General features: G+C 70.7%; 21 protein-coding genes and 2 tRNA genes. 19 read left to right on the forward strand and 4 right to left on the reverse strand.

Annotated elements, in window-relative coordinates; translation table 11 throughout:
• The first annotated feature begins 9 nt into the window (after window positions 1-9).
• From ACE3O1_RS03980 to ACE3O1_RS04000, 5 genes are all read left to right on the forward strand, one after another.
• Window positions 10-651 (forward strand): FMN-binding negative transcriptional regulator, encoded by a 642-nt coding sequence (locus ACE3O1_RS03980; protein ID WP_374312651.1) that lies wholly within the window; start codon window positions 10-12, stop codon window positions 649-651.
• The gene (locus ACE3O1_RS03985; protein ID WP_374312653.1) at window positions 648-2,153 is read left to right on the forward strand and encodes an amidohydrolase; all 1,506 of its coding nucleotides are present in this window, start codon (window positions 648-650) and stop codon (window positions 2,151-2,153) included. Before ACE3O1_RS03980 ends, ACE3O1_RS03985 begins: the two co-directional genes overlap by 4 nt.
• Before the next feature lie 93 nt (window positions 2,154-2,246).
• Window positions 2,247-3,803: a multicopper oxidase family protein gene (locus ACE3O1_RS03990; RefSeq protein WP_374312655.1), complete on the forward strand. Its 1,557-nt coding sequence runs from the start codon at window positions 2,247-2,249 to the stop codon at window positions 3,801-3,803.
• Complete coding sequence (locus ACE3O1_RS03995) at window positions 3,793-5,166, forward strand: sensor histidine kinase (RefSeq protein ID WP_374312657.1); 1,374 nt, start codon at window positions 3,793-3,795, stop codon at window positions 5,164-5,166. The genes ACE3O1_RS03990 and ACE3O1_RS03995 overlap by 11 nt, the downstream gene beginning before the upstream one ends.
• Window positions 5,167-5,186: 20 nt before the next feature.
• Complete coding sequence (locus ACE3O1_RS04000; RefSeq protein WP_374312659.1) at window positions 5,187-5,837, forward strand: response regulator; 651 nt, start codon at window positions 5,187-5,189, stop codon at window positions 5,835-5,837.
• Between the two features lie 61 nt (window positions 5,838-5,898).
• Here ACE3O1_RS04000 and ACE3O1_RS04005 read toward each other — a convergent pair whose 3' ends face one another.
• Window positions 5,899-6,381 (reverse strand): Dps family protein, encoded by a 483-nt coding sequence (locus ACE3O1_RS04005; RefSeq protein ID WP_374312661.1) that lies wholly within the window; start codon window positions 6,379-6,381, stop codon window positions 5,899-5,901.
• A 173-nt stretch (window positions 6,382-6,554) separates the two neighbouring features.
• On the opposite strand from ACE3O1_RS04005, the gene ACE3O1_RS04010 reads away from it, so the two are divergent.
• Genes ACE3O1_RS04010 through ACE3O1_RS04020 form a run of 3 tightly spaced genes read left to right on the forward strand, consistent with a single transcriptional unit; the run spans window position 6,555 to window position 9,629 of the window.
• A complete protein-coding gene (locus ACE3O1_RS04010; RefSeq protein ID WP_374312663.1) occupies window positions 6,555-8,699 on the forward strand; it encodes an acyltransferase family protein in 2,145 nt (714 codons plus the stop codon).
• Window positions 8,700-8,721: 22 nt separating this feature from the next.
• Entirely contained in the window at window positions 8,722-9,264 is a 543-nt protein-coding gene (locus ACE3O1_RS04015; protein WP_374312665.1) for a gamma carbonic anhydrase family protein, read from the forward strand.
• 2 nt (window positions 9,265-9,266) lie between these two features.
• Complete coding sequence (locus ACE3O1_RS04020) at window positions 9,267-9,629, forward strand: hypothetical protein (protein WP_374312667.1); 363 nt, start codon at window positions 9,267-9,269, stop codon at window positions 9,627-9,629.
• A 5-nt stretch (window positions 9,630-9,634) separates the two neighbouring features.
• On the opposite strand, the gene ACE3O1_RS04025 is transcribed toward ACE3O1_RS04020, so the two are convergent.
• Window positions 9,635-10,546 carry an alpha/beta fold hydrolase gene (locus tag ACE3O1_RS04025; protein WP_374312669.1) on the reverse strand — a complete coding sequence of 304 codons (912 nt, stop codon included), beginning with the start codon at window positions 10,544-10,546 and terminating at the stop codon, window positions 9,635-9,637.
• Between the two features lie 173 nt (window positions 10,547-10,719).
• Here ACE3O1_RS04025 and nhaA point away from each other — a divergent pair, with 173 nt between their 5' ends.
• The 3 genes from nhaA to ACE3O1_RS04040 are packed head-to-tail and all read left to right on the forward strand — an operon-like array spanning window position 10,720 to window position 14,652.
• The gene (gene nhaA, locus ACE3O1_RS04030; RefSeq protein ID WP_374312671.1) at window positions 10,720-12,615 is read left to right on the forward strand and encodes a Na+/H+ antiporter NhaA; all 1,896 of its coding nucleotides are present in this window, start codon (window positions 10,720-10,722) and stop codon (window positions 12,613-12,615) included.
• A 10-nt stretch (window positions 12,616-12,625) separates the two neighbouring features.
• Complete coding sequence (locus ACE3O1_RS04035) at window positions 12,626-14,266, forward strand: FAD-dependent oxidoreductase (protein WP_374312673.1); 1,641 nt, start codon at window positions 12,626-12,628, stop codon at window positions 14,264-14,266.
• Entirely contained in the window at window positions 14,263-14,652 is a 390-nt protein-coding gene (locus ACE3O1_RS04040) for a UBP-type zinc finger domain-containing protein (RefSeq protein WP_374312675.1), read from the forward strand. The genes ACE3O1_RS04035 and ACE3O1_RS04040 overlap by 4 nt, the downstream gene beginning before the upstream one ends.
• Window positions 14,653-14,752: 100 nt before the next feature.
• Here ACE3O1_RS04040 and ACE3O1_RS04045 read toward each other — a convergent pair whose 3' ends face one another.
• Complete coding sequence (locus tag ACE3O1_RS04045) at window positions 14,753-14,971, reverse strand: hypothetical protein (protein WP_374312677.1); 219 nt, start codon at window positions 14,969-14,971, stop codon at window positions 14,753-14,755.
• Window positions 14,972-15,158: 187 nt separating this feature from the next.
• Window positions 15,159-15,232: transfer RNA gene (locus ACE3O1_RS04050), tRNA-Gly, on the reverse strand.
• Window positions 15,233-15,330: 98 nt separating this feature from the next.
• Here ACE3O1_RS04050 and ACE3O1_RS04055 point away from each other — a divergent pair.
• The 8 genes from ACE3O1_RS04055 to ACE3O1_RS04090 all read left to right on the forward strand — a co-directional run.
• Window positions 15,331-15,708, forward strand: a complete 378-nt coding sequence (locus ACE3O1_RS04055; RefSeq protein ID WP_374312679.1) for a nuclear transport factor 2 family protein — start codon at window positions 15,331-15,333, stop codon at window positions 15,706-15,708.
• 79 nt (window positions 15,709-15,787) lie between these two features.
• Window positions 15,788-15,861 (forward strand) — tRNA-Pro (locus tag ACE3O1_RS04060).
• Between the two features lie 80 nt (window positions 15,862-15,941).
• Window positions 15,942-17,360, forward strand: coding sequence for a trigger factor (tig, locus tag ACE3O1_RS04065; protein WP_374312681.1), 1,419 nt, complete (start codon window positions 15,942-15,944; stop codon window positions 17,358-17,360).
• Window positions 17,361-17,510: 150 nt separating this feature from the next.
• The gene (locus ACE3O1_RS04070; RefSeq protein ID WP_374312683.1) at window positions 17,511-18,095 is read left to right on the forward strand and encodes an ATP-dependent Clp protease proteolytic subunit; all 585 of its coding nucleotides are present in this window, start codon (window positions 17,511-17,513) and stop codon (window positions 18,093-18,095) included.
• A gap of 32 nt (window positions 18,096-18,127) precedes the next feature.
• The gene (locus ACE3O1_RS04075; RefSeq protein ID WP_374312685.1) at window positions 18,128-18,808 is read left to right on the forward strand and encodes an ATP-dependent Clp protease proteolytic subunit; all 681 of its coding nucleotides are present in this window, start codon (window positions 18,128-18,130) and stop codon (window positions 18,806-18,808) included.
• Window positions 18,809-18,976: 168 nt separating this feature from the next.
• On the forward strand, window positions 18,977-20,245 hold the full coding sequence (clpX, locus tag ACE3O1_RS04080; protein WP_374312687.1) for an ATP-dependent Clp protease ATP-binding subunit ClpX: 1,269 nt from the start codon (window positions 18,977-18,979) through the stop codon (window positions 20,243-20,245).
• A gap of 88 nt (window positions 20,246-20,333) precedes the next feature.
• On the forward strand, window positions 20,334-21,173 hold the full coding sequence (locus tag ACE3O1_RS04085; protein WP_374312689.1) for a hypothetical protein: 840 nt from the start codon (window positions 20,334-20,336) through the stop codon (window positions 21,171-21,173).
• Window positions 21,174-21,214: 41 nt separating this feature from the next.
• The coding region (locus tag ACE3O1_RS04090; RefSeq protein ID WP_374312691.1) for an alpha/beta fold hydrolase at window positions 21,215-21,875 on the forward strand (661 nt) is incomplete at its 3' end.

Here is a 21,875-nt window from a genome sequence, read left to right on the forward strand (position 1 = left end):
GCTGAATCCATGCGCCAGAACCCGAGCTTCGCGATGACCGACGTCGCCGAGCTGCGCCGTCTCATCGATGCGAACCCGTGGATGACCCTCGTCAGTGCGACCGACGACGGCCTCGTCGCCTCCCACTACGCCGTTCTCCTCGACCAGGACCGCGACGACCTGACGATCGTCGGGCACGTGGGCAAGCCCGACGACCTCATCCACGGCATCGGGGAGCGCGAGCTCCTCGTCGTCGTGCAGGGGCCGCACGGCTACATCTCGCCCGGCTGGTACGGCGACGGCCCGAATGTGCCCACGTGGAACTTCGTGTCCGCCCACCTCACCGGGGTTCCCGAGATCCTCACGCCCGAGGAGAACCTCGCGGTGCTCGACCGGCTCGTCGCGCGGTTCGAGGGAGGGATGCCGCACCCCCGGCTGCTCTGGGAGCGTCCCAACGATCCGGACTACGTCACCCGTCTCGAGCGTGGGACGGTCGGATTCCGGCTGACCCCGACGAGGGTGGTCGCCAAGCGCAAGCTCAGCCAGAACCGGCCCGACGAGGTCGTCGAGACGATCATCGCCGAGCTGGGCGCGGGCGGCGGCCGCTACGCCGATCCGAGGCTCGCCGGCGAGATGCAGCGCGCCCTCGACGCCCGCAGGGCGACCCGGTGAGCGCGGCTCTCGGGGAGGCCCCGGACGTCATCGCGAATGTGCGGCTCTCCGGAGCCGAGCGCACCGACCCGTTCGCGGACGACCTCGTCGACGTGCACCTCGCCGGCGGCGTCGTCGCCGACATCGGGCCCGCCCGCGCCCTTCCGCGGCGGGGCCACGTAGTGGACGGGGGCGGCGGCCGCATCATCCCGGGCCTCTGGGATCACCACGTCCACGTCGTGCAGTGGGCGCTGGCCGCGCAGCGCGAGTCGCTCGCGGCGGCGTCGTCTGCGGCTCACGCGGCGAAGATCATGGCCGCAGCCCCGGTGCTCCCCGACGGTCGCCGCGTGGGCACGGGGTTCCGCGATGCCCTGTGGCCCGATGCGCCGACGCTCGAGCAGCTCGACGCCGCCACCGGCGAGGTCCCCACCTACCTGATCAACGCCGACGTCCACAGCGTCTGGCTCAATTCGGCGGCGTTCCGCCGGGAAGGCTTCGCGCCGGACGACGCCGGCATCCTCCGCGAAGAGCCCGCCTTCGAGATCTCGCGGCGACTCAACGCCGTCGCGGCCGAGGTCGCCGATCCGCTCGTCGCGGCGATGGCACGGGATGCCGCCGCCCGCGGCGTCGTGGGGCTCGTCGACCTCGACATGGCGTGGAACGAGGACGCGTGGGCGCGGCGCACCGCTGCGGGGTTCGACGCGCTGCGGGTCGAGTTCGGGATCTACCCGGAGTTCCTCGAGCGCGCCCTCGCCGACGGACTTCGCACCGGCGATGTCGCGCGGGGAGCGGCATCCGATCTGGCGCGCGTCGGCCCGTTGAAGGTCATCACCGACGGATCGCTCGGCACGCGGACCGCCGCGTGCTCGCACGCGTACCCCGGGGATCCGAACAACCGCGGAGTGCTGACCGTCGACCTCCCGAGCCTCGTCGAACTCCTCACCCGCGCGACCGGCGCGGGGATCGCCTCCGCCGTCCACGCGATCGGCGACATCGCCAACAGCTACGCGCTCGATGCGTTCGCCACCACCGGCGCCTGGGGCACGATCGAGCACGCGCAGCTCGTGGCGCACGCGGACATCCCGCGGTTCGCGCGCCTGGGCGTAGGTGCCAGCGTGCAGCCCGAGCATGCTATCGACGACCGCGACCTGACCGATGCGATCTGGGCGGACCAGACCGCCCAGCCCTATCCGCTGCGGTCGCTCGCCGACACGGGCGCGAACCTGCTCTTCGGCTCGGATGCCCCGGTCTCGCCGCTCGATCCGTGGGCGGCGATGGCGGCGGCCGTCTTCCGCACGCGGGACGGACGCGAGCCCTGGCAGGAGCATCAGCGGATCGATGCCGCCACCGCGCTGGGCGCGTCGACACACGGCGGGTCGGCATCGCCTGCACGCATCGAACCCGGGGCGCCTGCCGACCTCGCCGTGTGCGCCCACGATCCGCTGCGCGCGAGCGAGTCCCAGCTGCGGGGCATGTCCGTGGCGATGACGCTCGTGGGGGGCCGGCTCACGCACCTCGCGTAGCAGGCCCACGACCACCACCGGGGGACAGCCCCCGTCGGGGTCCGGGAGGGGATCGGATGCCGTCGGCCGGAGCCCCCGGCGAGGCTGGATGGCATGGTCTCGCCCCTGCCCTCGCCCGTTCCGGCTCCTCCCGCCGCGCCGCCGCGCCGCCGCCGACGCCGCGCCCTCGTCGCGACGCTGGTCGCGATCCCGCTCGTGCTGCTCGCGGTCGCGGGAGCCGGGTGGTTCGCCCTCAACTCCGGGCGTCCGACGCCGCCTGCTGCCGGAACGACGTCGTTCGATCGGCCGCTGCACGTCCCGGACCTCGCGCCGTCGACCATCGAGGACGGCGTCCGCGTCTACCGCCTGCACGCCGCGGAGGGCCGTACGCCGCTGGTGCCGCAGGGCGAAACCCCGACGCTCGGCTACAACGGCACCTACCTCGGACCCACCCTCGTCGCCGATCGCGGCGAGCGTGTGCGCGTCGAGGTCGAGAACGGGCTCGACGAGAGCACGACGGTGCACTGGCACGGGATGCACCTGCCGGCCGCGATGGACGGCGGTCCGCACACGCCGATCGCGGCCGGCGCGACATGGACCCCGGAGTGGACGATCGACCAGCCCGCAGCATCCCTCTGGTACCACCCGCACCTGCACGGGCGCACCCGGGAGCAGGTGGATGCGGGCCTGGCCGGCATGTTCCTCGTCACGGACGACGAGGAGGCCGCCCTCGCGCTTCCCCGCGAGTACGGCATCGATGACGTGCCGCTCATCGTGCAGGACCGGTCGTTCAGCGCCGACGGCGCCTTCGCGGGCGGCGTCGGCATGCAGTTCGACGGCGTGCTGGGCGACACGATCCTCGTCAACGGCACGGTCGCTCCCTACTTCGAGGCCTCCACCGAGCGCGTGCGCCTCCGGCTGCTCAACGGCTCGAGTGCGCGCATGTACGACTTCGCGTTCGCCGACGGCCGCGCCTTCGACCTCATCGGCACCGACGGCGGCCTCCTGTCATCGCCCGCTGAATCCACGAGCATCCCCCTGTCACCCGGCGAGCGCGCCGAGATCGTGGTGGAGCTGACGGCGGGGGAGCGGGTCGTCCTCCGATCGCGGGCCCCCGATCCCGCGCTGCACGCGGGCGGTGCGGTCTTCGACGTCCTCGAGCTGCGGGCCGCGGCGTCCCTCGCCCCTTCTCCCGAGGTGCCGGCGACCCTCGCGACGCTGCCGGAGGCGGACGAGACGGATGCCGCGGCCCAGCGCTCGTTCGAGATGTCGGGGCACGAGATCAACAACCGCGAGATGGACCTGGGCCGCGCCGACTTCACGGCGACGGTCGACACGAGCGAGGTGTGGACGGTGCGCAACGACAACCCGCTGCCGCACTCGTTCCACGTCCACGACACGCAGTTCCGCGTGCTGAGCGTCGACGGCGAGTCGCCGCCGGCCCGACTGTCGGGCTGGAAGGACACGATCGCCCTCGAGTGGGACCGCGAGTACCGGCTGCTGGTGCGCTTCGAGGACTACGCCGATCCGACGACACCGTACATGTATCACTGCCACCTGCTGTGGCACGAGGACCAGGGCATGATGGGACAGTTCCTGGTCGTCGAACCTGGCCAACAGGCCGACCTGCGACGTCCCGAGGGAGACTCCGATGACCACGATGACCACTGACGCCGCCGCACGGCCGGCGGCGCCCGACGTCTTCTGGGCGTCGTACGGGCGCGCCTGGACCCGCACCCCCGGCAGCGCCGTCTACCTCCTCGCCGTCTTCGTGCTGGCGATGGTGTCGGTGAGCGTGCTCGCCTCGCTCTTCTGGACCGGCGTCGGCCTGCTCGTGATCGTGATCGGTCTGCCGATCGTCGTCGGCACCCTCCTGGTGGCGCGCGGCTTCGGTGTCGCAGACCGCGGCCTGCTGTGGCTCACCGGGCTCCCGCAGATCGCGGAGCCGGAGTGGAATCGCGACCAGCCCGGGGCGGGCGGGTTCTGGATGACGCTCACCCGTCCGCTGCGCAACGCCCACTACTGGGTGTATCTCGTGCACGGCATGATCGTCAGTCCCCTCATCAGCACGATCTCGTTCGTGCTGACCACCGTGTGGCTGAGCGTGGGTCTGGGCGGCCTGACGTACTGGTTCTGGGGTGTGTTCCTCCCGCGCGGCGACGCCGGCGACTGGGGTCGCTATGTGTCCGACGCGCTGCCCTGGCTCTTCGGCGCATGGCCGTCGTGGACGGTCGAGGTCGTGCTGTACCTGCTCGCCGGGATCGTATTCACGTTCACGATGCCGTGGGTGCTCGGCGGTCTCGCGCGAGGCCATCACGCCGTCGCGAAGGGGATGCTCGGACGCTGGGCATCCGACGACCTGGCCGCCGAGGTGCGCGCCGAGGCTGCCGCCCGCACGTCGGCGGTGCAGGCCGAGGACGTCGCGCTGCGTCGCCTCGAGCGCGACATCCACGACGGCCCGCAGCAGCGCCTCGTACGCCTCCAGCTCGATCTCGCGGCCCTCGAGCGGCGAGCGGAGTCGGGGGACGCGGATGCCGCGGCCGAGCTGGCCCGCGAGGCCCGTGGCCACGCAAAGGCCGCCCTCGACGAACTGCGCGCGCTGTCCAGCGGCGTCGCCCCGCCGCTGCTCCAGGACCGGGGGCTGGCAGCGGCCCTCGCTGCGACGGCGGCGGGCGCACCGCTCACGGTGCACACCGACATCGACCCCGCGATCGACGCGGTCACGAGCCCGGAGGTCGCGCGCACCGTCTACTTCGTCGTGGCCGAGCTGCTCACGAACGTCGTGAAGCACTCGGGAGCGACGGCGGTCACGCTCAAGGCCGCACTGCGCCCGTCGCTGAGCGGTGCGCCCTCGATGCTCGACGTCTGGGTCGTCGACAACGGCCGAGGCGGAGCCGGCTACGCTCCCGGGCACGGACTCGAGGGGCTGCGCGAGCGCGTGGCGGGTCTGCGCGGCATGCTCGTCGTCGACAGTCCCGCCGGCGGCCCGACATCGGTCGGCGCGCACGTTCCCCTTGCGGCGGCGGCGTCGTGAGCGATCCCTATGCTGAGGACGTGCTCCCACCGGTCCGTGTCGTGCTCGTCGAGGACTCCGTGCTGCTGCGGGAGGGCCTGGTGCGGCTCTTCGACGAGGCGGGCTACGTCACGGCGGGAGCCTGGGGCGACGCCGACGACATCGTGGCGCGGGTGCGCGAGGCGCGGGCGGATGTCGCGATCCTCGACGTGCGGCTGCCTCCGGGTTTTCGCGACGAGGGCATCCGGGCCGCCCTGACGCTGCGCTCCGCGCTGCCGGACGTGGGCATCCTGGTCCTGAGCCAGTACGTCGAGGGCGTCTACGCGCGGGAGCTTCTCGCCGGCGGTGACGGGGGCGTCGGCTACCTCCTGAAGGATCGCGTGACGTCGCTCGAGGAGTTCACAGATGCCGTGCGCCGCGTCCGCGAACGCGGGACTGTCCTCGATCCGCTCGTCGTGCAGGGGCTGCTGGCCGCGCGACCCGACCCTCTGTCGACGCTGACGCCCCGCGAGCGCGACGTGCTGACGCTCATGGCGGAGGGCCGGAGCAACGCGAGCATCGCCGCGCGCCTGTTCATCGGGGTGGGCGCCGTGGAGAAGAACATCAGCGCGATCTTCGCCAAGCTCGGGCTCGAGGAGTCGGGCACCGAGCACCGCCGCGTCCTGGCGGTGCTGGCCTTCCTCCAGCGGTGAGACACGACGATGCCCCCGGCCGGAGCCGGGGGCATCGAGTCGTCTCAGCGTCGTCCGGAGGTCACTCGGCGAGGTGCGCGAACAGGAACCAGCGGTCCTTCTCGAGGGTCTCCTTGATGCCGATGGCGACGTCCTGGCTCGTGAGGTCGAACTCGTCGAGACCGTCGATCGCGGCCTGCACGTCGGCGATCACGAGGTCCATGTCGGCGATGACGGTGCGGATGAGCGCGTCCCACTGCGTGAAGCCTGCGGGGACGGCCGACGCGGTCTTCGCCGCGACGGTGCTCGCGCGGGCGTCGATCGGGAGGCCCAGGGCGACGATGCGCTCAGCGGCCTGATCGGCGCCGGCCTGCGCGTTGGCGACGACCGAGTCGAGCAGCTCGTGGATGGCGATGAAGTTGGCGCCGCGGACGTTCCAGTGGGCCTGCTTGCCGTTGACGGCGAGGGCCTGGAGTCCGAGGACGACGGGGGTGAGGAACTGGGCGCTGGCAGCGGCCACGGTCGGGTCGGCAGCGGTGGCGGGGGTGGTGTTCGTCTTGGTCATGTCACGTCTCCATCTTCGGGAGGGACGCCTTCTGCGACGTGCGTCCTCCGGTGACTGCAACGCTACTCGGGCCGCGACATTCCGCAAGCAAGACAAGGCTCGGCTAACCCCGGTGTGACGCTCGCCGGACCCGTCGCGCCGGATTGCCAGCCACGACCGGCTAACGTCGTTGAGTGCCTTCCGCCGATCACGACCTCGGACCCCAGCATCTGGGTCAGCCCGCCGCCACCGTGACCCGCGAACCCCGCGACCGGTCTCCCGAGCACGCGGAGCCGTCGCGGTTCATCCCGCATGTGCAGGGCCTTCGCGCGATCGCGGTCCTGGCGGTGGTGCTCTACCACTTCTGGCCGGCGCGGTTCTCGGGCGGCTACGTCGGCGTCGACGTCTTCTTCGTGATCTCGGGCTTCCTGATCACGTCGCACCTGATGCGCGAGCTGACGGCGACCGGCACGGTGCGCCTCGGCCAGTTCTGGGCCCGCCGCGCGCGACGCCTGTTGCCAGCATCCCTGTTGGTCCTGCTCTTCTGCGCCGTCGTGGCGATGTCGCCGTACCTCACCCCGACATCCGCGCTCCCGAACGAGGTCCGCGAGATCCTCGCCTCCACCTTCTACGTGGAGAACTGGTACCTCGCGCTCAACTCCGCGGACTACCTCAACCACTCCGGCGACCCGACGACCGTCCAGCACTACTGGTCGCTGTCGCTCGAGGAGCAGTTCTACGTGATGTGGCCGCTGCTCATGCTGCTGGCGGCGTGGATCGGCGTGAAGTGGTTCCGCGGTTCCCGGCGCCGAGCCGTGATCGTCACGCTCGCGGTCGTCTCGGTGGTGTCGTTCGCGTTCTGCGTCGTCTTCACGGTCACGAACCCCGCCCCCGCGTACTTCGTGACGTTCGGCCGCATGTGGCAGTTCGGCGTCGGGGCGATGATCGCGCTCGTCCCGCTGCTGCGCGTGCGCAACGCCCTCGGGAGCTTCGTCCTCGGCTGGGGCGGCATCGCCGTGCTGGTCTACGTGATCTTCCAGTTCGACGGCCAGACGCCGTTCCCCGGCTACATGGCCGTCCTGCCGACGCTCGGTGCGGCCGCGGTCATCGCCGCCTCGAACGCGGAGCGGTGGTGGTACCCGACCCGCCTCCTCGCGATCCGGCCCGCGCAGTTCGTGGGCGACATCTCGTACTCGCTGTACCTGTGGCACTGGCCGCTCATCATCATCGCGCCGTCGGTGCCGTTCTGGGGACTCACGATCTATCACCGGGTGGCGCTGCTCGCCCTCTGCTTCGTGCTGGCCTGGCTCACCAAGAAGTTCGTCGAGGACCCGGTACGAGGCTGGAAGGTCCTCACGTCGCGGCGGGCGCGCGTGACGCTGTGGAGCTCGCTCGGCGCGATGCTCGCGGTGGCCCTGGTCGCCGCGACCGCCTGGTTCGTCAACGCCCCGGCGTACAACGCCGGCTTCCGCGCGATCCAGGAGCTCCAGGAGAACCCGCCTCCGTGCTTCGGCGCCGCCTCCGTGCTCGACCCGTCCTGCGCGTCGGCGACCTTCGACGAGGTGCTCCCCGCACCCGGCTTCGCCGGCATCGACCGTCCGCAGATGGGGGACTGCTTCGTCCAGCTCACCGACGCGCGTCCGGTCTCGTGCACGCTCGGATCGGACGACCCCGACGCACCCCGCGTCGCGCTCATCGGCGACAGTCACGCCTATCAGCTGATCTCGACGTTCGACCGCATCGGCCAGGAGCAGGGCTGGCAGGTCGTCACGTGGCTGAAAGGCGCCTGTCCGTGGAACACCACGCCGCTGGCGACGCCGGGCGCGTTCGGCGACGCATGCACCGAGTGGCGCGACGCGGTCGGCTCCGAACTCGCCGAGGCGGATGTCGATGCGGTCTTCACCGCCGCGATCGCGACCACGCCGTACGCCTCGGCCGGATTCGACTCGTCGTACGACGCCGCCGTCGCCGGCTACGTCGGGGCGTGGGACGAGATGCTCGATCGCGGCGTCCCCGTGATCACCGTGGTGGACAACCCGGTGTGGGAGACCGACCCCAACAAGTGCCTGCGGACCCGCGACGACGCGTCGGCGTGCGTGGGTGCCCGGTCCGACGTGCTCGTCGCCGACGACCCGGTGCGGGAGGCGGCATCCCAGCGCGAGGGTGTGACGCTGCTCGACTTCACGGACGTGTACTGCGACGACGAGACCTGCGCACCGGTCGTCGGTGGAGCCAACGTCTACCGCGACCAGGACCACCTCACCGTGACCTTCGCGGACACCCTCGCGCCGTGGTACACCCAGGCGATCCAGGACAGTCTGGCGTCCGCCGCGCGGTAGCCCTGCTGGGTAGGGTCGTGGCATGACCATCTCGGAAGACGCCGCCGTCCTCACCGTCGCGGGCCGCACGCCCGAGCTGCACGCCGGGTCGTTCATCGCGGCGGGTGCGCGGGTGATCGGCTCGGTCTCGCTCGCCGAGGGCGCGAGCGTCTGGTACAACGCCGTCCTGCGCGGCGACAGCGACGCGATCACGGTCGGCGCCGGAAGCAATCTGCAGGACAACGTCTCGGTGCACGTCGATGCGGGGCATCCGGTGCTCATCGGGCGCGATGTGTCGGTGGGCCACAACGCCGTCGTGCACGGCTGCACGATCGGCGACGGGTCCCTGATCGGCATGGGCAGCGTCGTGCTCTCCGGTGCGGTGATCGGGGACGGATGCCTCGTCGCGGCGGGCGCCGTCGTGCTCGAGGGCACGGTCGTCCCGCCGGGCTCGCTCGTCGCTGGTGTGCCGGCGAAGGTGCGGCGCGAGCTGACCGACGATGAGCGCGCCGGCATCGTGCGCAACGCGCAGACGTACCGTGCGCACCTGGACGCGCATCGCGAGGCCGCCCGGGCGGAGAGCTGACGATGCGGATCGAGTCGCTCGCACCCGGAGAGGTGTTCGTCTTCGGCTCGAATGCCGCGGGAGCGCACGGCGGCGGCGCGGCGCGCTTCGCGCTGGATCGATTCGGGGCCGTGTGGGGTCAGTCCGAGGGGCTGCAGGGCCAGTCGTACGGGATCGACACGATGTCGGGCCTCGACGTGCTCGCGGAGCAGGCGGCGCGCTTCGTGTCGTTCGCCCGCTCGCACCCCGAGCTGCGCTTCCTCGTGACGGAGGTGGGGTGCGGGATCGCGGGGTACCTTCCCGCAGACGTCGCGGGGTTCTTCGCCGATTCGCCCGACAACGTCGTGCTGCCGGAGTCGTTCCGCGAGGCGCTCGGGCGGGACTGACCGGCTCAGCCTGCGGGGTCGGCCTTGGGCGCGGGGTGGTTCTTCCCGCGGTGCACCTCGTAGAGCCGGACGTGGCCCGGCCACGCCGGGTCGTTGTCGATCGGCTTGTCGTCCATGAACGCGCGGATGACGTGCGCGAGCTGACCGGGATGGCTGAAGTTGATCGCGTGCGCCGCGCCCTCGAGGAGCACCACGAGGACGTGGCTGTCGGTCTGGCTCGCAATCTCGTCGACGCGGTGCGCGTGAGGCAGGAGCGGGTCGCGCTCCCCGAGTACCACGAGCGTGGGGATCTTCAGCTCCAGCAGTCGCTGGAGTGAGGGGTACTGCGTGAGGGCGCGGAACATGCGCATCGTGCTCGGCACCCCGAAGCGCACGTAGTCGGGGACGGCAACGCGCGCCATGCGCGTCGGCTCCCGCGGGGCATCCTTCGACAGCTGGCTGATCGCGCGTCGCAGCGGCTGGTTGAAGAGCCCGCCGGCGGGGGAGACGAGCACCGCCCGGTCGATGCGCTCCGGAAACGCGTGGGCGAACTCGATGATCACCGGGCAGCCCATCGAGTTGCCGACGAGCGTCGCCTTCTCGACCTCCCGGTCGTCCATGAAGTCGCGCGCTGCGGAGGCCAGGTCGGGGATGTCGAGCATGTCGCGTCGCTTGCCGCTGCGCCCGAATCCCGGCAGGTCCGGCACGAAGGTGTGGAACTCGTCCGCGAGACGCTCCGCCGTCGGGAGGAGGTAGCGACCGGAGAGCCCGAATCCGTGGACGTGCATCATCACGCGGGGGTCTTCCGGCCGCACCGGCGACTCGCGGTAGAACACGTCGACGTCGTCGATGCGGGTCCATTTCTCCGCGAGGCTGGATGCCGGGCGCCGCGGCAGCTTGCGCGGCTTCGGTGCGGACGACGAGCTGGGCGAGGTCATCGCGTCCCCCTTTCTGTCGGCTCTCTGTGCCGCATTCTGCCGGGGCGCGGGGCAGGGCGGTAGTGCGAGCGGCCCAAGATCACCCGGTGATTCGTCCCCCGCCACGAGCGGACGACCGGCGGATTCGCCCGCCGTCATCCCCCTGTAACGCCTGCGGTGCCAGAATTCCAGTGATGACCGATGTGACGATCACCTCGCGCCCGCCCGAACCGGAGCCGGTGGGGGAGCGCTCGCGCACACGGCGCTCGATCGCCGAGAAGATCCGCGCCATGGGCCTCAGCCGCTCGGGCGCGCTGCTCCTGCTGCTGGCCACGGCTGCCGCTATTCTGTGGGCGAACCTCGCCGGCGGCTCCTACGAGGCGTTCTGGGAGACGCACCTGACCGTCGGGGTCGGCGACCTCCAGCTGGACTTCACGCTGCATGCGCTCGTCAACGACGCGCTCATGGCGATCTTCTTCTTCACCGTCGGCCTCGAGGTGCGCCGTGAATTCGCCATCGGCGAGCTCACGAGCTGGTCCCGCGCGATGGTGCCGGTCATCGCGGCCGTCGCCGGTCTCGCCCTGCCCGCGCTCGTGTTCGTGATGGTGGCGACGGGATCCGGCTACGAGCACGCGTGGGGCGTCGTGATCTCGACCGACACGGCGTTCCTGGTCGGCGCCCTGGCGCTGGTCGGCCCGCGCGCGCCTGGCCGTCTCCGCGTGTTCCTGCTCGCGCTGGCGGTCGTCGACGACATCGGGGCGCTTTCGATCATCGCGCTGGTGTACACCGACAACTTCACGCCGATGCCGCTCGTCATCGCCGCCGTCGGTCTCGTCGGCGTCTACTTCACGCGGTACCTGCCGTCGGGGCGCGGACCGGTGTACGCGACGCTCTCCATCATCGTCTGGCTGGCGTTCCTCGCCTCCGGGGTGCACCCGACCCTCGCCGGCGTGGCGATCGCTCTCCTCGTTCCGGTCTACCGGCCGGACCGCCGCGACGTGGAGCACGCCCTCGAGCTTGCTCGGACGTTCCGGCAGTCGCCGAACTCGGAGTACGCCCGGGCGGCCGCGAACAGCCTGCGGGAGTCCATCTCGATCAACGAGCGGCTGCAGTCGGCGTACGCCCCGTACGTCGCGTTCGTCATCCTGCCGCTCTTCGCCCTCGCGAACGCCGGCGTGGAGCTGAGCCCGGAGATCCTCGCCGGTGCGATCGCGTCTCCGCTCACGTGGGGCATCATCGCCGGGCTCGTCCTCGGCAAGCTCGTGGGCGTCCTCGGGTCCACCGCCGTGATGAAGCTGTTCCGGGTGGGCGAGTTCGGCCCGGGGCTCACGCTCGATCGCCTCTCCGGCGGCGCCGCGCTGTGCGGCATCGGGTTCACGATCTCCCTCTTCATCGTCGACCTCGCGATCGCCGACGCGGACGCGCAGAACGAGGCGCGAGTCGGGGTGCTGGCCGCCTCTGTCATCGCATTCGTGCTCGCCACGATCCTCTTCCGCGTGTCCGACGCCCTGCGGCCCAGCGAGGACACCGGGCTCACTCTTGCCCGCCCCGTCGACCCGCGGCGCGATCACGTCTTCGGATCGCCCGACGCGCCCTACACGATCGTCGAGTACGGCGACTTCCAGTGCGGGTTCTGCCTCAAGGCCTCGGGGTCCATCCAGGAGGTCCACAGCGTCCTGGGCGATCAGCTGCGCTACGTGTGGCGTCATGCGCCGCTGACCAACGTGCATCCAAACGCCCTCGCGGGGGCGGAGGCGTCGGAGGCCGCGGCCATGCAGGGGAAGTTCTTCGAGTTCGAGCGCGCCCTGTTCGCCGATCAGGAGAACCAGCGCCCGTCCGACATCATCCGCCTCGCGCGCGACCTCGGCCTCGACGTGGACCGGTTCGAGCGCGATCTGACCTCGCCCGAGGCCACCGGCCGCGTGCAGGCGGACATGCTGGATGCCGAGGCCATGGGCATCACGTCGGTGCCGACTCTGTTCGTCAACGGCCGCCGCCACGTCGGCCCCTACGACGCCCAGTCCCTCATCCGCGCCCTCGAGGAGAGCCCGGGCGAATCCGCCGGGCCCGCGGGCGTCCCGCAGAAGTAGCCTTGTCGCGATGGAGCCGACAGTGGACCCCGCCTTCGATCCCGTGCAGCGACCTGAGCTGACCGACGAGCAGTGGGAGCGCCTGCGCGGCTTCGGCGTGCCGGAGGACGTGGATGCCGGCGACTACCTGTTCCGGTCGGGCGACCGCGACTACGACCTGATCCTCGTCGACGAGGGGGAGGTCGAGGTCGTGCGGGACTCGCTGTTCTGGATCGACGAGGCCGTCCTCACCCGCTCCGGACCTCGGACGTTCGTCGGCGAGCTGGGCCTCCTGAACGGCCAAGGAGCCTTCCTCTCGGCGCGTGCCACGCAGCCCACCCGCGTGCTGCGCGTCTCCCGGCCGGAGCTGCGGCGGCTGATGGCCGAGGACGACGAGCTCTGCGACATCGTCCTCCACGCGCTGTGGGCGAGGCGCGAGTCCCTCCGACGCGGACCCGCCGCCCTCACGCTGAAGTTCGTCGGGCAGACGTCGTCGAGCGACTTCCTCGCCCTGCAGCGATTCGCCGAGCGACTCGATCTCGTCCACAAGTCCGTCGAGGTCACCGCGGCCGACCTCGGTGCTCACGCCAAGCTCGGCGTGAGCACCGAGGATCTGCCGATCGCCTACATCCAGGGCGAGCCGATTCCGCGGGCGACTCCCGGGATCGTCGCCGAGCGGCTGGGTCTCAGCTATTCGGCCGACGGGGACGAGGTCGTCGATCTCGTCGTGGTCGGCGGCGGCCCTGCGGGACTCGCCGCCGCCATCTACGGGGCATCCGAGGGGCTGACCACCGTGCTGCTGGATGCTGTGGCTCCCGGTGGGCAGGCGGCATCCACGTCCCGCATCGAGAACTTCCTCGGCTTCCCCTTCGGCGTGAGCGGGGGCGACCTGATCGGCCAGGCGAGCCTCCAGGCGCTCAAGTTCGGCGTGCGCGTCTATGCGCCGTGCGAGGCCGTGAAGCTCGAGCCGGTCGGCGACCTGCTCGACATCACGCTGGCCGACGGGCGCATCATCCGGTCACGCACCACGATCGTCACGTCCGGTGCCGCCTATCGCCGGCTCGATCTCGATCGCTGGTCCGATTTCGAAGGTGCGGGCATCTACTACGCCGCCACGCAGCTGGAGCTGCGGCAGGTGAGCGAGTCGCCGGTGGTGGTCGTGGGCGGAGCCAATTCGGCGGGTCAGGCGTCGCTGTATCTCGCGGCCAACGGATGCCCCGTGCACCTAGTCGTGCGCGGGACGGACCTCGGCAGCCGCATGTCGTCCTACCTCGTCGACCGGCTCATGGAGGAGCCGCGGGTCCAGGTGCACCGGGGCTCACGCGTGGTCGGGCTGGACGGGGAGCGCTCACTGCAGCGGGTGCGGATCGACAGCCTCGGCGAGGTCGACGCCAGGGGCCTGTTCTGCTTCATCGGCGCCGACCCCGCGACCGCGTGGCTCCCGGCGCTGGATCGCGATGACGACGGCTTCCTGCGCACCGGCACCGATGTGGCCGTGCAGTCGCTCGCGCAGTGGCAGCGGATGGGCCGCGAGCCGCTGCCGTTCGAGACGTCTCTGCCGCGGGTGTTCGCCGCCGGCGACGTCCGGCGAGGGTCGATGAAGCGTGTCGCGGCCGCTGTGGGCGAAGGCTCGAGCGCCGTGGCATCCGTGCACCGGGCACTGGCCGGATGAGCGATTCCCCCCGCGAGGAGAGGACGGCGGAGAGCATGCCGGACGTCGACGTGACCGTGCCGCCCAGCGGCACCGGCTGCCGCGAATGCGACGACCTGGACGGCTGGTGGGTGCATCTGCGCCGCTGCGCGGCGTGCGGGCACGTCGGATGCTGCGACTCGTCGCTCGGACAGCACGCGTCGGCGCACGCGCGCGAGACCGGCCACCGGCTCGTGCAGAGCTTCGAGCCCGGCGAGGACTGGTGGTGGGATTACGTTGCGGAGGACTGGGCGAGCGGCCCGGCGCTCATGCCTCCGACGAGCAGACCAGCCGCCCAGCCGTCGCCGGGTCCGGACGGGCGTGTGCCCGAGGAATGGCGGGCGATGCTCCGCGCCGCCGGGCGCTGATCCGGAAGCGGAACGACGGGCCGGCCGTGCGGCCGGCCCGTCGGGCGGGGCCCCTGACAGCTGGGGGACTGCGGGACCCTCGAACGGGGAGCGGCGCAGATCAGTCGCCGCAGATTCCCCGGGCCGTGTCGTTCTTGGCCTGGCCGCCGATGGCCTTGACGACCTCTCCGACGCCGTTGAACCCGAGGGCTCCCTCGGTGTTGATGGTCTTGTGCACCTGACCGAAACACGCGGCGTCGGCGGGCGCCGCGTTGGCTGCCCCGGCGAGGCCGAACGTGGCGAAGACGACGAGTGCTCCGGTTGCGAGAATGCGCTTCATTGGACTTTCCCTCCCTGATGACGGGCGTGTGTTCGCCCGATACATCTGTCTTCCGCGCGCGATGCGCGTTTGGATGCAGCGCGGGCGGGAAAGTTTCAACGGATGCGGCGCACCTCGTGCGCGGCATCCGTCTCGGGGCGCAGCTGCAACTGCGCATTCCAGGGGAAACCGCGCGGTTCGGGTGAGGTGGAGGGGATGACGGGAATCGAACCCGCACCATCAGTTTGGAAGACTGAGGCTCTACCATTGAGCTACATCCCCGTGCGCCCGCGGACGGGCACCGACCAATCGTAGTACATCATGGCCTCCGCCCTGCTCAGCCCCGCGAACCCGACGCGCGGACGAGGGAAGGACGCGCGATGGAGCGCACAGGCAGGCAGGTCGTCGAGGCGCTCGTCGCCACGCTCAATGCTGGAGACGTCGGCGGAATGGACGACGTCTTCCACGAGGACGCGGTCATGGACTGGCCCCAGTCGGGGGAGCGCATCGTCGGCGCCGACAACCGACGCGCGATCTACGGCTCCTTTCCGCAGCTTCCGCACATCTCTCCGCGCCGGCTCACCGGCGACGGCGACCTGTGGGTCCTCGAAGCCGACCTCGACTACGGCGACGGCGACCCGTATCAGTCGGTCTTCATCTTCGAGCTGCGCGACGGGCTCATCGCGCGCGAGACCGCGTACTGGACCAAGCCGTTCCCCGCACCGGACTGGCGCGTGCAGTGGGTGGAGCGGATCTGAGGGCCCGGGGAGATTCGTTCCGGGCGCGTCGGCTAGACTTCTCGGGGCCGAAAGGCGCACGCATGCGTGCGAACCCGCCCGGGGCGTAGCTCAGCTTGGTAGAGCGCCCGCTTTGGGAGCGGGAGGCCGCAGGTTCAAATCCTGTCGCCCCGACATCACGGCCACAGATTCCGCGAACCCAGACTTTCAGCCGCCGCGCCCGCGCGCGGTCCGATAGAGGAGAACGAACAGGCATGGTGAACAGCACCGTCGAGAAGCTCAGCCCGACCCGGGTGAAGCTCCACATCACGGTCACGCCCGACGAGCTCAAGCCGAGCATCGCGCACGCGTACGAGCACATCGCGCAGGACGTGCAGATCCCCGGCTTCCGCAAGGGCAAGGTCCCGGCGCCCATCATCGACCAGCGTGTCGGCCGCGTCGCCGTGCTGGAGCACGCCGTCAGCGAGGGCCTGGACGGCTTCTACCGCGAGGCTGTCGAGGCCAACGAGCTGCGTGTGCTGGGCCGTCCCAGCGCCGAGGTCACCGAGTGGCCGAACGAGAAGGACTTCTCGGGCGACCTCGAGGTCGAGGTCGAGGTGGACGTGCGTCCCGAGTTCGACCTCCCTGCCTTCGAGGGCACGACCGTCGAGGTCGACGCCGTCGAGGTCGACGAGTCCGCGATCGACGCCGAGCTCGACCGCCTGCGCGGCCGCTTCGGCACGCTCGTCACCGTGGACCGCCCCGCCGCCACCGGCGATTTCGTCGAGCTCGACCTGGTCGCCACGATCGACGGCGCCGAGATCGACCGCGCCGAGGGCGTGTCGTACGAGGTCGGCTCCGGCGAGCTGCTCGAGGGCATCGACGAGGCCATCGACTCGCTCACCGCGGGTGAGGACACCACCTTCCGCTCGAAGCTCGTCGGCGGCGACCACGCCGGCGAGGAGGCCGAGGTCGCGGTGACGGTCAAGGCCGTCAAGGAGCGCGAGCTCCCGGAGGCCGACGACGACTTCGCGCAGATCGCCAGCGAGTTCGACACCATCGCCGAGCTGCGCGACAGCCTGAAGTCCCGCGTCGGCGAGCAGTCGGTGTTCACGCAGGGCTCCGCCGCCCGCGACAAGCTCATCGAGCAGCTGCTCGAGCAGGTCGAGATCCCCGTCCCGCAGCAGCTCATCGACGACGAGGTGCACAACCACCTCGAGGGCGAGGGCCGTCTCGAGGACGACGTCCACCGCGCCGAGGTCGCCGAGGCCAGCGAGAAGCAGTTCAAGACCCAGATGCTGCTCGACAAGATCGCCGAGACCGTCAACGTGCAGGTCTCGCAGGACGAGCTCACGCAGTACCTCGTGCAGTCGGCCGCCCAGTACGGCATGGCTCCGCAGGACTTCGTCAACGCGCTCCAGGAGGGCAACCAGCTGCCCGCCATGGTCGGCGAGGTCGCGCGCAACAAGGCCCTCGCGGTCGCGCTCGGCAAGGTCACCGTCGTCGACACCAACGGCAACCCCGTCGACCTGACCGGCTTCGTGGCCGTCGCGGACGAGGCGGAGGCCGAGGACGAGGTCGTCGAGGAGGCGCAGGAGATCGCGGATGCCGCGGCCGACGCCGTGATCGAGGCTGAGGAGAAGCCGAAGAAGAAGGCTCCGGCCAAGAAGAAGGCCGCCGCCGACAAGGAGTAGTCGCCACGCCGAGCGACAGGGGACGGATGCCGCGGCATCCGTCCCCTTCTTCGTCGCCGGCGACACCTGATCTGCCCAGGGCGAACACGGGCGGGTCGGTCGCGGCGCGCCGGTAGATTCAATGGCACGACCACGGAATCAGGAGTACACATGGCCGAACCACTTGTCGCGACGAGCGTCTTCGACAGGCTGCTGAAGGACCGCATCATCTGGCTCGGGTCGGAGGTGCGCGACGAGAACGCCAACGAGATCTGCGCGAAGATCCTCCTCCTCGCCGCCGAGGACACCGAGAAGGACATCTACCTCTACATCAACTCGCCCGGTGGTTCGATCACGGCCGGCATGGCGATCTACGACACGATGCAGTTCGTGCCGAATGACATCGTCACCGTCGGCATCGGCATGGCCGCTTCGATGGGCCAGCTGCTGCTGACCGCCGGCACGAAGGGCAAGCGCTACATCACGCCCAACGCCCGCGTGCTCCTCCACCAGCCCCACGGCGGCTTCGGCGGCACGGCGAGCGACATCCAGACGCAGGCGCAGCTCATCCTCGACATGAAGAAGCGTCTCGCCGAGATCACCGCTGCACAGACCGGCAAGTCGGTCGAGCAGATCAACGCCGACGGCGATCGCGACCGCTGGTTCAGTGCCGACGAGGCGCTGGAGTACGGCTTCGTCGACCACATCCGCGAGTCCGCCACCGACGTCATCGGCGGCGGCGGGACCGCGGCCTGACGGCTCCGAAGGCGAAAGAGAGAGAACCCGGAATGCAGACCCCCACCTTCGGAACCACCGGCAGCAGCGCCCCGCAGGGGCTCCAGATGCCCGGCAGCCGCTACATCCTCCCGCAGTTCGAGGAGCGCACGGCCTACGGCTACAAGCGCCAGGATCCCTACAACAAGCTGTTCGAGGACCGCGTCATCTTCCTCGGCGTGCAGGTCGACGATGCGTCGGCCGACGACGTCATGGCGCAGCTGCTCGTGCTCGAGTCGCAGGATCCCGACCGCGACATCATCATGTACATCAACTCGCCCGGCGGCTCGTTCACGGCCATGACGGCGATCTACGACACGATGCAGTACGTGTCGCCGCAGATCCAGACCGTCGTGCTCGGCCAGGCCGCCTCGGCCGCCGCCGTGCTGCTGGCCGCAGGGGCTCCCGGCAAGCGCCTGGCACTGCCCAACGCGCGCATCCTGATCCACCAGCCCGCCATGGGCGAGGCTGGTCACGGCCAGGCGTCCGACATCGAGATCCAGGCGCAGGAGATCATGCGCATGCGCACCTGGCTCGAGCAGACCCTCTCCCAGCACTCGAACAAGAGCGCCGAAGAGGTCAACAAGGACATCGACCGCGACAAGATCCTGTCCGCCGAAGAGGCCGTCGTCTACGGACTCGTCGACCAGGTGCTCACGACCCGCAAGCGCACTCCCGCCGCGCTGACGAAGTAGAGCGGATGCCGCGAAGCCCCGCCACCCGAACCAGGGCGGCGGGGCTTCGCTGTAGGCGGACGCGCCACCGCGCACAACGCGTGTCGCAATCCCGCCGCATGTCGCCCGGAGCGATTAGGCTCGGAGGACAACCGGGGGACGAACCCCGCCGCCACGAGGAGGAGCCGCATGGCACGCATCGGTGAGAGCGCCGACCTGTTCAAGTGCTCCTTCTGCGGCAAGAGCCAGAAGCAGGTCCAGCAGCTGATCGCTGGTCCGGGCGTCTACATCTGCGACGAGTGCGTCGAGCTGTGCAACGAGATCATCGAAGAGCGCATGGCCGAGTCCAGCTCGGGCGTCGTGACCGACTTCGACCTCCCCAAGCCGCGCGAGATCTTCGGCTTCCTCGAGGAGTACGTCGTCGGCCAGCACGCGGCCAAGCGCGCGCTCTCGGTCGCCGTCTACAACCACTACAAGCGCGTCCGCGCCCACGGCACCATTCAGTCCGCCGAGCAGCGCGCCGACGAGATCGAGATCGCCAAGAGCAACATCCTCCTGCTCGGTCCCACCGGCTGCGGCAAGACCTACCTCGCCCAGACGCTCGCCAAGCGCCTCAACGTGCCGTTCGCCGTCGCCGACGCGACCGCCCACACCGAGGCCGGCTACGTCGGCGCAGACGTCGAGAACATACTGCGGAAGCACCAGCAGGCCGCCGACGTCGACACCAAGCGCGCCGAGACCGGCATCATCTACATCGACGAGGTCGACAAGATCGCCCGCAAGGCCGAGAACCCGTCGATCACGCGCGACGTCTCCGGCGAGGGCGTCCAGCAGGCGCTCCTGAAGATCCTCGAGGGCACGGTCGCCTCCGTGCCGCCGCAGGGGGGTCGCAAGCACCCGCACCAGGAGTTCATCCAGATCGACACGACGAACGTGCTGTTCATCGTCGCCGGTGCGTTCGCGGGACTCGAGGACATCATCTCGTCCCGCGTCGGCAAGCACGGCATCGGCTTCGGCGCCCCGCTGCACAACAAGGGCGACGACCTCAGCCTGTTCAGCGAGGTGCGGCCCGAGGACCTCCACAAGTTCGGCCTCATCCCCGAGTTCATCGGCCGTCTCCCCGTCGTTGCCTCGGTCTCGCCGCTCGACCGCGAGGCGCTCATGGAGATCCTCACCGAGCCCAAGAACGCCCTGGTCAAGCAGTACAACCGCATGTTCGAGCTCGACGGCGTCACCCTCGAGTTCGACACCGAAGCCCTCGAGGCGATCGCCGATCTCGCGGTCGAGCGCAAAACCGGCGCCCGCGGGCTGCGCGCGATCCTCGAGGACGTGCTCGGCCCGATCATGTTCGAGATCCCGTCGACCGACGACGTCGACAAGGTCGTCGTCACCCGCGCGGCGGTCGAAGACGGCGCGGCCCCGACTCTCGTCCTGCGTCAGAAGCGCAAGAGCGCCTAGCCTCCGCGCATGATGGCCGATTCCGGCCATCATGCAATGGCCGATCTGCGCGACGCGCGGAGAGGACCCCGGGCGATTGACTCGGGGCATGTCAGAGCTCATCCTCTCCACACATGAGTCCGCAGCGCTGTTCGGACGGCCGGCCGCGACCGACCTGCGCCGCGACACCGCCCCGCACCGCGCCGGCATCGTCGGGACCGTTCGGATAGATCCGCGCCACAACGGTCCGCGACGCTCGGCGAACGGCGGATTCGCCGCCGGCGCCATCGCACGGCACGTCGACGAGGATGCCGTGACGGTCCGGCTGCACCGGCCCGTCCCGCTCGGTCGACCGCTTCACGTCTCCTCGGACGGGGCGTACGGGTGCCTGGTGCACCACGGGCGCCGGCTTATCGCCGAGGCGCGACCCGGCCGGCTCCGCGAGGGCCCGGTCCCGGTGGCGCCGAGCTTCGACGAGGCCCTGGCCGCGCGCGACGCTCACCCGCTCACCGCGATGCGCCACGCGCTCTCGGACTGCGTCGTGTGCGGGCCGCACCGCCGGGACGGCATGCACGTCACCCCCGGTCCGGTGCCCGGTCGGCCCCACCTCCTCGCAGCGCCCTGGCTCGTGGACAGCAGGGACTCGATCGCCGGCACGGCGACGCTTCCGGCGGTCTGGGCGGCGATGGACTGTCCGAGCTATCCGGCCGAGGCGCTCCGGGACCGTGAACTGTGCCTGCTGGGGACCATGACCGGCCAGGTCGAGCGCCGGCCGCGCGTCGGTGAGCGCATCGCGGTGTACAGCTGGACGCGCGAGCGGCGCGGGCGCCGATTCGAGACCTCGGTGGCGGCCGTCGACGAGAGGGGCGCGCTCATCGCGCGCGCCGACACGACCTGGATCGCCCTGCGGCGACAGGCGGTGGCGCGCCTCGCGGGCCGGCTTCGCTGACGTGCGTCGTCTCCGATCCGGCCGTGTCCCATACTGAGAGCGTGCGCTCGGATGACCTCTCCATCCACTACGCGTGGTCGGGAACCGACGACGTGGCGTGGTCGGACGCGGGGGAGGGACCGCCCGTCCTCCTCGGCGGATGGTGGATGAGCCACCTCGAACGCGACTGGGAGTACGAGCCCTTCCGCACCTTCGTCTCGGCGATCACCCGCCATCGTCGTGTCCTCCGGATGGATCCGCCGGGCAGCGGACTCTCCCGCACCCGGGAGACCCCGGCGGACCTGGAGTCGCACGTGAACGCCATGCGGGCGGTGCTCGACGCGGCCGAGGTGCGCGAGGCCACGCTGTTCGCCGGCTCGTCGGGGTGCCCGGTCGCCATCGCGTTCGCGGCCCGCCACCCCGAGCGGGTTCGCCGGCTCGTGTTCTCAGGCGCCTATCTCGCCGGCAGCGCGATCGCACCCGCACCCGACCGCGCCGCCCTCGTCCAACTGGTTCGGCGCAGCTGGGGTGTGAGTTCGCGGGTGATGTCGGACATCTTCTACCCGGATGCGACGCCGGACCAGCGGCGGGCCTACGTGCGGCACCAGCGTTCGACGGCCACCGCCGACGCGGCAGCCGCTGCGCTGGAGGCGGTGTACTCCTTCGACGCGCGCGGCCTGGCCGCGGACGTCGCGGCGCCGGCGATCGTGCTGCACCGCCGCG

The sequence above is a fragment of the Microbacterium sp. genome (genome assembly GCF_041909575.1).
Classification (GTDB): Bacteria; Actinomycetota; Actinomycetes; order Actinomycetales; family Microbacteriaceae; genus Microbacterium.

Bases quoted from the DNA above. Each gene is read 5' to 3' on its own strand.
- ACE3O1_RS03980 (WP_374312651.1), top strand. From the start codon at position 10: ATGCGCCAGAACCCGAGCTTCGCGATGACCGACGTCGCCGAGCTGCGC.
- ACE3O1_RS03990 (WP_374312655.1), top strand. From the start codon at position 2,247: ATGGTCTCGCCCCTGCCCTCGCCCGTTCCGGCTCCTCCCGCCGCGCCG.
- ACE3O1_RS03995 (WP_374312657.1), top strand. From the start codon at position 3,793: ATGACCACTGACGCCGCCGCACGGCCGGCGGCGCCCGACGTCTTCTGG.
- ACE3O1_RS04005 (WP_374312661.1), bottom strand. From the start codon at position 6,381: ATGACCAAGACGAACACCACCCCCGCCACCGCTGCCGACCCGACCGTG.
- ACE3O1_RS04015 (WP_374312665.1), top strand. From the start codon at position 8,722: ATGACCATCTCGGAAGACGCCGCCGTCCTCACCGTCGCGGGCCGCACG.
- ACE3O1_RS04020 (WP_374312667.1), top strand. From the start codon at position 9,267: ATGCGGATCGAGTCGCTCGCACCCGGAGAGGTGTTCGTCTTCGGCTCG.
- ACE3O1_RS04025 (WP_374312669.1), bottom strand. From the start codon at position 10,546: ATGACCTCGCCCAGCTCGTCGTCCGCACCGAAGCCGCGCAAGCTGCCG.
- nhaA (WP_374312671.1), top strand. From the start codon at position 10,720: ATGACCGATGTGACGATCACCTCGCGCCCGCCCGAACCGGAGCCGGTG.
- ACE3O1_RS04035 (WP_374312673.1), top strand. From the start codon at position 12,626: ATGGAGCCGACAGTGGACCCCGCCTTCGATCCCGTGCAGCGACCTGAG.
- ACE3O1_RS04040 (WP_374312675.1), top strand. From the start codon at position 14,263: ATGAGCGATTCCCCCCGCGAGGAGAGGACGGCGGAGAGCATGCCGGAC.
- ACE3O1_RS04045 (WP_374312677.1), bottom strand. From the start codon at position 14,971: ATGAAGCGCATTCTCGCAACCGGAGCACTCGTCGTCTTCGCCACGTTC.
- ACE3O1_RS04055 (WP_374312679.1), top strand. From the start codon at position 15,331: ATGGAGCGCACAGGCAGGCAGGTCGTCGAGGCGCTCGTCGCCACGCTC.
- tig (WP_374312681.1), top strand. From the start codon at position 15,942: ATGGTGAACAGCACCGTCGAGAAGCTCAGCCCGACCCGGGTGAAGCTC.
- ACE3O1_RS04070 (WP_374312683.1), top strand. From the start codon at position 17,511: ATGGCCGAACCACTTGTCGCGACGAGCGTCTTCGACAGGCTGCTGAAG.
- ACE3O1_RS04075 (WP_374312685.1), top strand. From the start codon at position 18,128: ATGCAGACCCCCACCTTCGGAACCACCGGCAGCAGCGCCCCGCAGGGG.
- clpX (WP_374312687.1), top strand. From the start codon at position 18,977: ATGGCACGCATCGGTGAGAGCGCCGACCTGTTCAAGTGCTCCTTCTGC.
- ACE3O1_RS04085 (WP_374312689.1), top strand. From the start codon at position 20,334: ATGTCAGAGCTCATCCTCTCCACACATGAGTCCGCAGCGCTGTTCGGA.